Origin of the sequence: Pseudomonas sp. AU11447, from assembly GCF_001672555.2 — a bacterium.
Classification (GTDB): domain Bacteria; phylum Pseudomonadota; class Gammaproteobacteria; order Pseudomonadales; family Pseudomonadaceae; genus Pseudomonas; species Pseudomonas nitroreducens.
This window is the reverse complement of record NZ_LZDG02000105.1, coordinates 1-9,706: the sequence shown is the minus strand read 5'-3', so window position 1 is coordinate 9,706 and position 9,706 is coordinate 1. Positions and strand designations below refer to the sequence as shown.

Genomic DNA, 9,706 nt, shown 5'->3' with positions numbered 1-9,706 from the left:
GCCCTGGGTAATGCCCAGGCTGGCCAGCCGAACCGGGTCGAGCAGCACCTGGTACTGCTTGACCATGCCACCGACGGTGGCGACTTCGGCCACGTCCGGCACCGTCTTCAGCTCGTACTTCAGGAACCAGTCCTGCAGCCCTCGCAGCTGGGCCAGGTCATGCCGACCCGTGCGGTCCACCAGGGCGTACTGGTAGATCCAGCCGACGCCGGTGGCGTCCGGCCCAAGCGCGGCCTTCGCCGTGGGTGGCAGGCGCGACTGCACCTGGTTCAGGTATTCCAGCACCCGCGAACGGGCCCAGTAGAGGTCGGTGCCGTCGTCGAACAGCACATAGACGAAGCTGTCGCCGAAGGAGGAAAAACCGCGCACGGTCTTCGCTCCCGGCACCGACAGCATCGTGGTGGCCAACGGGTAGGTGACCTGGTTTTCGACGATCTGCGGCGCTTGCCCCGGATAGCTGGTGCGGATGATCACCTGTACGTCGGAGAGGTCCGGCAGCGCGTCGATGGGCGTGCTGCGCAACGACCAGAGGCCCCAGGCGACGATGAACAGGGTGGCCAGCAGCACCAGCAGGCGATTGGCCACCGACCAGCGGATCAGCTTCGCGATCATGGCTGCGCCTCCTGCCGGCTCACCTGTTCGATCACCAGCCCGGCATCGCCCTGGCTGACCCCGAAGCGGATGCGCTCGCCGACCTTCAGCCCGTCCGCCAACCCGGCACGGGCCAGTGGGAAGGTCATGGTCATGCCAGGCATGCCCAGGGTGTTGAAGGGGCTGTGGCTGATCGTCATGCCCTGGGCATCGATGGCCACGATCCGGCCTTCGGCTTCATGCAGCGCCGGCACGCTTGCCGTTGTGACGGGCACGTCTTGCGTGCGGGCCTCGATGCCTTTCAGGCTGGCTTCCGAATCGATCAGGAACTGCCCGGAAGCAACCACCCGCTGGCCTTCCTCCAGGCCCTGGAGCACAGCCACCAGGCCGGCGTTCTCCTGGCCGAGGCGCACCTCAACCGGGCGGAAGCGACCCTGCTCCTCGGCGAGCATCACCAGGTTGCGCTTGCCGGTGCGAATCACTGCTTCGCTGGGAATCTGCAGCACGTCGGACTCGCCAGCGAGATCGAGGCTGACCTCCACGGTCATCCCCGGGCGCAGTTGGCCATCCGGGTTGGGCAGTTCGATGCGCAGGCGCAGGGTCCGGCTCTGCTGGTCGTTCTCCGGCAGGATGCTGGCCAGGGTGCCCGTCACCGGACGATCCGGGAATGCCGGCAGGCGGGCGGTGACCGGCTGGCCGATCTTCAGGCCAGCGGCCTGTGTCTCCGGCACCGCCGCTTCCAGCCAGACCTGCCCGAGGCCGTTGATCCGCGCCAGCGGTGCGCCGGCGGGCAGGGTCATGCCGGTGCGCACGTCCAGTTCGCGGATCACCCCGGAGATGGGCGAGCCGAGCGTGATCACCGGGCGTGCCCGGCCACTGCGCGCGACCTGGGCGACCAGCGCGGGCGGCATTCCCGCCAGCAGCAGGCGCTGCCGCGCCGCTTCGCGCAAGCTCCGATCCGGCGTGGTCTGCAGGGCAAGGTATTCCTCCTGCAGTCCGGCCCACTCCGGCACCAGGATGTCGGCCACCGGCGCTCCGGCCTGTACCACGTCACCGGGTGCCAGGGCGTAGGTACGTTCGACGAAGCCGCCGGCACGCGCCTGGAGCACTGCCACGTCGCGGTCATTGAAGGTCAGCAGGCCGGTGACCTGCAGCTTTCGATCGAGCCTGCCGCGGCTCACCGAGGCCAGGCGCACGCCGAGGTTCTGCTGGATGCCCGGTTCGAGGTGGACCGCCGGCGGGCCGCTGGCGCTGTCATCGTCGGCGTAACGGGGCACCAGTTGCATGTCCATGAACGGCGACTTGCCCGGCGCATCGAAGCGCTGCTGCGGGACCATCGGGTCGTACCAGTAGAGCGCTTTGCGCTGCGAGGCTGCACCGCCGGTTTCTGGCACCGGGGCCGGTAACCGCTGGGCGAACCAGTAGCCGCCAGCAGCGCCGGTGGCCAGTGCGAGGAGCAGCAGTGTGGAGGTTTTCACGGGAAGCCGGTTCATGCGTGCGCCTCCTCGTAGGTGAAATAGAGGCGTGCCGCGACCTGCGCCAGGGAGCCCAGCAGGTCGAGCTGCCGGAGCCGCGCCTCGATCAGTTGCTGGCGCGCACCGAGCACCTCGTCGAGCTGGAGCTTGCCAGCGCGATAGCCGGCGGTGGCCAGGCTTGCCTTCTCCTCGGCCAGCGGCACCAGCGTGCCGCTGCTGCGCTCGACGGCGCGCTGCAGGCGCCGGTACTCGGCCAGGTCTTCCGCCAGTTGTTGCTCATGCTCGCGGGCCAGGGCCTCGCGCTCGGCATCCAACTGGCGAACCTGCGCACGGCGGGCGGCGATCTTCGGGTCCTGGCGGGTGCCGCTGAACAGCGGCAGGTCGAAGCTGACCTGCAGAGTCATCATGTCGCCGAATTCGCGGCCGCGGCGCTGGTAGTCGACCTCCCAGCTCCAGTCCGGCTTCTTCTCCGCAACGGCTTCGCGGACCAGTGCCTCGGCCTCGCGGGTCATCGGCCCGTAGGCGGCGAGTTCCGGATGCTGGTGCAGCGCCTGCAGGTAGTGGGGGGCTTCGATCGACCAGCGCGGGAAGTCTCCGCTGAGCGTCTGCGGCGCGTCCTGGCCGATCCAGCGCTTGAGCGTCGCGCGGGCTCGGGCCTGCTGGCTCAGCAGATCGTCCTTGCGCTCGTCCAGCAGCGCGGCTTCCTGGCGCGGCAGCACTGCGTCCACGGTGCTGGCGCCGCCACTGGCCAGGCGCGCGCGGACGCTCGCGTCAAGCAGCCGGTTTTCGCGGTAGAAATCATCGAACATCGCCAGCTTGCGTTGCAGCGTGTACGCCGCGATCCAGGCCTGCGCGAGGGCGTTGCGGACCTTCAGGCGCTCCACGCCGGCTTCGGCGTCGGCGCGTTCGACAGCGGCCTGGGCGGTCTCGATGCGGGCCCTGCGCTTGTCGCGATTGGGCACCTCCTGCATTAGGCCGACCATCTGCATGCTCATGTTGTCGCGCTGGGTGGTCCAGCGCTCCTGCCCCTCGATGGGGATGTTCTGCAGGCCGAGGTTGAGCTTGGGATCGGGCAATTCCCCGGCCGGAATGGCGGCGTTTTTCGCTGCTGCGACTTTTTCGCTCTCGGCGAGCAGGGAAGGGGCGTTGCGTTCGGCCAGCAACAGGGCGTCGTCCAGCGACAGGGACGCACCCTGGACGGGCAGGCTGGACAGCAGCGCGAGCAGCAGCCAGCCCGAGTGGAGTCGGACGTGGGTCACGATGGGGATTCCTCTGGAAAACCAGCGCACGGGCGCAAGCCGCCCGGCAGCCTTCAGGGGCCGCGGGCAGAGTTCAGGTCAGGAGAGGAATCAGGCGCAGGGAGGTCGCCAGAGATCGGCGGGCGCCTGGCTCGGCACGAGGTGGTTGTAGCAGGATGGAGTCTGCGGTGCGACAGGGTGGTGCAGGGCGCTCAGGAGGCTGACCTGGAGCAGGCTGCTGGTCTTGCACTCCTGGCCGGTCTTGCAGGCCTTCTTGCCGTGCGGGGTCATCTTGCCCGCGTCCTGGCAGCAATCCTGGTCCATGCCGGCCATCTGGCTCATGCCCTGTTCCTGCATCGGACAGGGTTCGGTCGGCGCCTCGAAGCCCGCCATCCCGGTGAGGGGAAGCGCAAGGCTGAGCAACAGGATGATGAAGAGCCGCAGGCGACGAAGCATGCCGCGCAGTTTAGAACCTTCCCCTGGGGCAAGGTCAACGGCGGTGTCGGCTGGATAACCGAATCGTCATCCTTGCCTCAGCTTCCCGTTAGCGGCGGCTTCGTAAGGTGGAGTCACTTTCAACCACCCATGAGGTGACTGCCATGCAACTCTCCCGCTTCTTCCTGACCGCCGCCCTGCTGGGCACTTCCTCCCTGGCGCTGGCCGACGGTGGCGGCGACATCACCTTCGCCCGCATGGAGCAGGCCCGCCAGCAAGCCATGCAGGCTCGCGAGGGCGCCCCGTCGCCGATGCAGATCGCCGAGGCGAAGCAGTACACCTACGGGATGAACCTGGACATCGCCGAAGTCGTAGCAGTGACGCCGATGAGCACCGACTGCGGCGTGGTCCCGGTGCAACTACGCTACAAGGATTCCTCCGGCGAGGAGCAGGCCATCGAGTACCGCACCGAGCGCGTCGCCTGTCGCGCTACCCGCTGATTCAGTCCGGCGAGGCGGGGAATTTCAGGAGGAAGCGCGTCGGCCCTTCCTCCGAACTCTGCGCGCTGGCCGCACCCAGGTGCAGCTCCATGATCGAGCGCACGATGGCCAGCCCCAGGCCCGTACCGCCCTGCGCTCGCGAGCGGCCCTTGTCCACCCGGTAGAAGCGCTCGAACAGGTGCGGCAGGTGCTCGGCGGCAATGCCCGTTCCGGGGTTCTGCACCTCTAGCGTCACGGTTGCGCCATCGTCCCGCACTTGCACGCTGATGCATTCGCCCTCGGGCGTGTGGCGGATCGCGTTGGAGAGCAGGTTGGAAATGGCGCGCTGGATCATCAGGCGATCGCCCACGACCTGCCCATGCCCCTCGATGGCGATGCGCAACGACCTTTCCTCCGCGCTGAAATCGAACAGCTCGGCGACCTTCGCCGCTTCCTCCTCCAGCTGCACCGCCTCCTGCGGCAGCAGCGCGCGCGGGTGGCTGACCTGGGCGAGGAACAGCATGTCGCTGACGATCCGGCCGACCCGTTCCAGCTCCTCGGTACTGGCGGCCAGCACCGCTTCGTACTCGTCCTTTTCCCGCGGCCGCGACAGCGTCACCTGTGCCTTGCCCAGCAGGTTGCCGATGGGCGAGCGCAGCTCGTGGGCGATGTCGTCGGAGAACTGCGTGAGCTGCTGCACGCCGCCATCCAGCCGATGCAGCATCAGGTTCAGCGCTCGCGCAGCCTTGCCCAGCTCCCGTGGCAGGTCCTGCACGGGAATGCGGTGGCTAAGGTCCTGGGTGGTGATCAGCGAGGCCACCTGGCCGAACTGCCGCAAGGGCTGCAGGCCGCGCTTGGCCACCAGGCGCGCACCCAGGGCAATGAGCAGCAGCAGCGGTGGTACCGCCAGCCAGGCCGAGCGCAGGAAGGCGCCGAGCAGGGCATCGTCGTCGCGCCGATCCAGGGTCAGGAACACCCGCAGGGTATTGCCGTCGCGCAAGCGGACCAGGCCCCGCTCGGTCAGCAGGCGGCGACCGTCCGCCGAGGTCCAGCCGAAGGCGCGGCCACTGCCGGCGAACTCGTCGAGCGCCGCTACGTCGCGGGGCGGCCCGCTGCTGAATCGCGGCGGCTGCCCGCGTTGCTCGTCGAGCAGTGTGGCGCTCAGGTTGTCGTGGCCCATCAGCTGGTCCTGCAGGGCATGGCCGCGCAAGGGCAGGGCGGCGAGGCCGGGGTCTGCGTCCAGCGCGTGACGCAACTGCCCGAGTTTGTCTTCCAGTTCACGGTGGGCGCGCTGGTCCAATTGGTGGTCAAGGGCGAGGTAGGCCAGGGTGAGCAGCAGGACCATCAGCACCGAACCCAGTACGCCGACCCACAGGCCGATGCGCAGCGACAGGCTGGCCGGCTTCATGCGCGCGCTTCCAGCACGTAGCCGACCCCGCGCAGGGTGTGGATCAGCTTGTCGGCGAAGGGGTCGTCGATCTTCGCCCGCAGGCGGCGGATGGTGACTTCCACCACGTTGGTATCGCAGTCGAAGTTCATGTCCCAGACCAGCGAGATGATCTGCGTGCGCGAGAGTACCTCGCCGCTGCGGCTCATCAGCAGGTGCAGCAGGGCGAACTCCTTGCTGGTCAGGTCAATTCGGCGGCTGTCGCGGTAGGCGCGGTGGCGGCCGGGGTCAAGCTCCAGCCCGCCGATCTCCAGCACCTGGGGCTGGTCGATGCGTTCGCTGCGGCGCATCAGCGAGCGCACGCGGGCGAGCAGTTCGGGGAATTCGAAGGGCTTGAGCAGGTAGTCGTCGGCGCCCAGGTCGAAGCCTTTCACCCGTTCGGTGAGGCGGCCGCGGGCGGTGAGCATCATCACACGGATATCGCTGTGCTGGCGCAGGCTGGCGAGTACATCCCAGCCATCCATCTGCGGCAGGTTCACATCGAGGATGACCAGGTCGTAGGCGCACTGCCGCGCCAGGTGCAGGCCATCGACGCCGTTGTCGGCGCGGTCGACCACATAGCCGCTTTCGCTCAGCCCCTGTTGCAGATAATCGGCCGTCTTGTGGTCGTCCTCGATGAGCAGGATTTTCATGAATAGTTACTCGGTAATTGCGTGAGAAATAATGCCAGGGACACAGGAAAGTTCGCCGAGCCCTGTAAAGCGCGCGCAGTCTAGAAGCTGTAGCGACTTCAGGGTCAATCGTGGCGATGTTGTATTCGGCGTTGTTCAGAAAACCGGGAAAGTTCTGCAGGTGACTGCTCTTGAAGGGTTTTCTGGGGAATGCAGGGCTGCCGGGAATTTCGCGAATTGTTTCCTGAAGTTACCTGGAAGAGGTGCGAGGCCTTTTTAAATACATACAACGAGAACTCCCCGGCTGACCAATTACATGTTTGTAATTATCCAGTCACCTTGTCGCTAGAGAGGCGCCCCTAGATTCGCCGATGGAAATGACGGCATGCCGTCGAAGTTGACTCCATCGTGCGAGGTTCGCCGTGTTTGCAAGACGTACTGGGTTCGTTCCATGGGCGGGGTTGCTCGCCTTGCTGCTCTGGCAGTCGCCTGCCTGGGCGCAAAACCGAGAGATCGGCATCGAGGAGGCGCTGCAGGCTGCGGCCAATGGCAATCCCGAACTGTCCGCCAGCGCCCGTGAGATCGGCATCGCCCAGGGCTTGCGCGAGCAGGCCGGCCTGCTGCGCAACCCGACGCTGTCCTGGGAGCAGGAAGGCACCGAATCGCGTAATCGCACCACCACTGTGGGCATCAGCCAGCCGCTGGAACTGGGTGGCAAGCGGGGCGCGCGGGTGGAGCTTGCGGAGCGCGGCCAGGCCGTCGCCGCGCTGAGCCTGGAGGCGCGGCGCAACCAGCTGCGCGGCGAGGTGATCGCAGCGTTCTTCACGGCCTTGCGCGCCCAGGAGCGTGAACGGCTGGCACAGCAGTCCGTCGAGCTGGCGCGGCGGGGAGTGGCCGCGGCTGACGGGCGTGTCCGTGCCGGCAAGGCCCCGCCGCTCGAAGCCGATCGCGCGCAGGTACAGCTGGCCGAAGTACGCCTGGAGCAGGATCGCGCCCGCCGCGACCGCGCCGACGCCAACCAGGCGCTGGCCAGCCTGATGGGGCTTGCCTCGCCGGACTTCTCCGGCGTGCGCAGCGAGACAGGCCGTTCACTGCCCGGCCTGCCCTCCAGCGAAGAGCTGTTGCGCCGTCTGGGCGACAGCGCAGAAATGCGCCTGGCGCAGAGTCGCATCGATGAAGGCGAAGCCGCCGTACGCCTGACGAAGACCCAGCGGATTCCCGACCTCGATGTCAGCCTGGGCAGCCAGGAGGCCATCGAGGACGGCAACCGCGATCGTATCGCGGTGATCGGCCTGAGCCTGCCCTTGCCGCTGTTCGACCGCAACCAGGGCAACATCCTCGCCGAGTCGCGCCGTGCCGACCAGGCTCGCGACCTGCGCAACGCCGTCGAGCTGCGCCTGCGCCAGGAGACCCAGCAGGCCTGGCAGCAGTGGAGCACCGCCCAGGGCGAGGTGAACGCCTTCCGCCAGACCATCCTGCCCACCGCCCAGACCGCCGTGGAAAGCGCCACGCGCGGCTTCGAGATGGGCAAGTTCGGCTTCCTCGAAGTACTCGACGCCCAACGCACCCTGATCGCTGCGCGCGACCAGTACCTGCGTGCGCTGGCCCAGGTCAGCGATGCCTGGGGCCGCATCGAACGGGTCTACGGCGATGTCGGCGCGGCCCGTTAAGGCTCGCCGCGCCAGGCTCGCCCTGCTGCTGGTGACCCTGACGCCGTCTGCCGCCGCGCCGACCGCGGGCCTGCCGGTGCATTGGTGCGTCCACGACCTCTTCAGCAACCTCCATCACCTTGCGGTGCCAGCGTCACAGCGCGGCGCCGGCGGATACTTCCCGGAGCTTCCATGATCAAGAAAACCCCTCTCGCCGCCGCCGTGCTGCTGGCCTCTGCGCTGGGCGTCAGCGCCTATGCCTGGATGGGCAGCGAACAGGCCGGCGGCAACCACCTCGACGATGCGACCCACGCGGACGGCGAGCACCACAACAGCGCGGCGCCGACCCCTCATGCCGAAGCGGCGAGCCATGCCGACGGTGAGCATCACGCCGCCCAGGGAGCCGAAACCGAAGAGCAAGGCCTGCATCTGAGCCCGGCACAGATCGAGGCTGCCGGCATCCAACTGGTCACAGCCGGGCCGCAGGCGCTGGACGAGGCATTCAGCCTGCCCGGCGAGATCGGCTTCGACCAGGACCGCACTGCCCACGTCGTACCGCGCACGCCGGGCGTGGTGGAGTCGGTGGCGGTTGAGCTCGGGCAGAACGTGAAGCAGGGCGAGCTGCTGGCAGTGATCGCCAGCCAGCAGGTGTCCGAGTTGCGCAGCGAGCTGGCCGCCGCCCAGCGCCGGGCGAGCCTGGCGAGCAAGACCTTCGAACGCGAGCGCGAGCTGTGGCAGGAGAAGATCTCCGCCGAGCAGGATTATCTCCAGGCCCGCCAGGACCTGGAGGAAGCCCGCATCGCCCTGGCCAATGCGCAGCAGAAGACCAACGCTCTGAGCGGCGTGTCGGCCAGCGCCGGCGGTAACCGCTACGAGCTGCGGGCGCCATTCGACGGCGTGGTGGTGGAGAAGCACCTGGTGCCCGGCGAGGTGGTCAGCGAGACCACGACGGCGTTCACGCTGTCCGACCTGTCGCGGGTCTGGGCCAGTTTCAGTGTCGCACCGCAGGACCTCGCGCGGGTTCAGGTGGGCAAGCCGGCACGGGTTGAAGCAGCGGACCTGGGCATGCAGGTCGACGGTCGCGTGAGTTACGTCGGCAACCTGCTCGGCGAGCAGACCCGCAGCGCGGTGGCCCGCGTGACCCTGGCCAATCCCGATGGCGCCTGGCGCCCGGGCCTGTTCGTCAACGTGCGGGTCAGCAGTTCGGCACGCCAGGTGCCGGTCGCGGTGCCGGAGCAGGCCGTCCAGGAGGTTGAGGGCCAGCCGAGCGTATTCGTGCGCAACGCCGAAGGCTTCGACCCGCGCCCGGTCAACCTTGGGCTGCGCAGCGCCGGCCAGGTGGAAGTGCTGGCGGGACTCTCGGCGGGTGATCAGGTGGCGGCCGAAGGCAGCTTCATTCTCAAGTCGGAGCTGGGCAAGAGCTCGGCGTCCCACGCTCACTGACGGGGCGCCAGCATGTTCGAACGCATCATTCGTTTCGCCATCGAGCAGCGCTACCTGGTGCTGCTCGCCGTACTCGGCATGGCCGGCCTGGGAATCGCCAGTTACCAGAAACTGCCCATCGACGCGGTACCCGACATCACCAACGTGCAGGTGCAGGTCAACACTTCGGCGCCGGGCTTCACGCCGCTGGAGACCGAGCAGCGCATTACCTACCCGGTGGAAACCGCCATGGCCGGCTTGCCGGGCCTGCAGCAGACGCGCTCGATCTCGCGCTCGGGGCTGTCGCAGGTGACGGTGATCTTCAAGGACGGTACCGACCTGTTCTTCGCCCGCCAACT

10 protein-coding genes are annotated in these 9,706 nt (G+C 67.8%); 4 read left to right on the top strand and 6 right to left on the bottom strand.

The genetic code is table 11. From position 1 onward, the window contains the following. The 4 genes from A6723_RS31010 to A6723_RS30995 form a co-directional block, all read right to left on the bottom strand. On the bottom strand, nt 1-612 hold a 612-nt coding region (locus tag A6723_RS31010; RefSeq protein ID WP_139093117.1), incomplete at its 3' end, for an efflux RND transporter permease subunit. Next, the gene (locus A6723_RS31005) at nt 609-2,084 is read right to left on the bottom strand and encodes an efflux RND transporter periplasmic adaptor subunit (protein WP_054909267.1); all 1,476 of its coding nucleotides are present in this window, start codon (nt 2,082-2,084) and stop codon (nt 609-611) included. The genes A6723_RS31010 and A6723_RS31005, both read right to left, overlap by 4 nt. After that, nucleotides 2,081-3,325, bottom strand: coding sequence for a TolC family protein (locus A6723_RS31000; protein WP_054909266.1), 1,245 nt, complete (start codon nt 3,323-3,325; stop codon nt 2,081-2,083). The genes A6723_RS31005 and A6723_RS31000 overlap by 4 nt, the downstream gene beginning before the upstream one ends. Nucleotides 3,326-3,415: 90 nt before the next feature. After that, nucleotides 3,416-3,760: a hypothetical protein gene (locus A6723_RS30995; protein ID WP_054909265.1), complete on the bottom strand. Its 345-nt coding sequence runs from the start codon at nt 3,758-3,760 to the stop codon at nt 3,416-3,418. Between the two features lie 143 nt (nt 3,761-3,903). Here A6723_RS30995 and A6723_RS30990 point away from each other — a divergent pair, with 143 nt between their 5' ends. Then, entirely contained in the window at nt 3,904-4,239 is a 336-nt protein-coding gene (locus A6723_RS30990) for a DUF2790 domain-containing protein (protein WP_024767026.1), read from the top strand. Nucleotide 4,240: 1 nt separating this feature from the next. Here the strand turns inward: A6723_RS30990 and A6723_RS30985 are convergent, their stop codons facing one another. Next, nucleotides 4,241-5,626 (bottom strand): heavy metal sensor histidine kinase, encoded by a 1,386-nt coding sequence (locus tag A6723_RS30985; protein WP_054909264.1) that lies wholly within the window; start codon nt 5,624-5,626, stop codon nt 4,241-4,243. Next, nucleotides 5,623-6,297, bottom strand: a complete 675-nt coding sequence (locus A6723_RS30980) for a heavy metal response regulator transcription factor (RefSeq protein ID WP_054909263.1) — start codon at nt 6,295-6,297, stop codon at nt 5,623-5,625. The genes A6723_RS30985 and A6723_RS30980 overlap by 4 nt, the downstream gene beginning before the upstream one ends. A gap of 440 nt (nt 6,298-6,737) precedes the next feature. Here A6723_RS30980 and A6723_RS30975 point away from each other — a divergent pair, with 440 nt between their 5' ends. The 3 genes from A6723_RS30975 to A6723_RS30965 all read left to right on the top strand — a co-directional run. Further along, nucleotides 6,738-7,946, top strand: coding sequence for a TolC family protein (locus tag A6723_RS30975; protein ID WP_054909262.1), 1,209 nt, complete (start codon nt 6,738-6,740; stop codon nt 7,944-7,946). A 171-nt stretch (nt 7,947-8,117) separates the two neighbouring features. Further along, nucleotides 8,118-9,368 (top strand): efflux RND transporter periplasmic adaptor subunit, encoded by a 1,251-nt coding sequence (locus A6723_RS30970; RefSeq protein ID WP_054909260.1) that lies wholly within the window; start codon nt 8,118-8,120, stop codon nt 9,366-9,368. A gap of 12 nt (nt 9,369-9,380) precedes the next feature. Next, nucleotides 9,381-9,706, top strand: a 326-nt coding sequence (locus tag A6723_RS30965) for an efflux RND transporter permease subunit (protein WP_175405605.1), incomplete at its 3' end; no start/stop codon positions are given.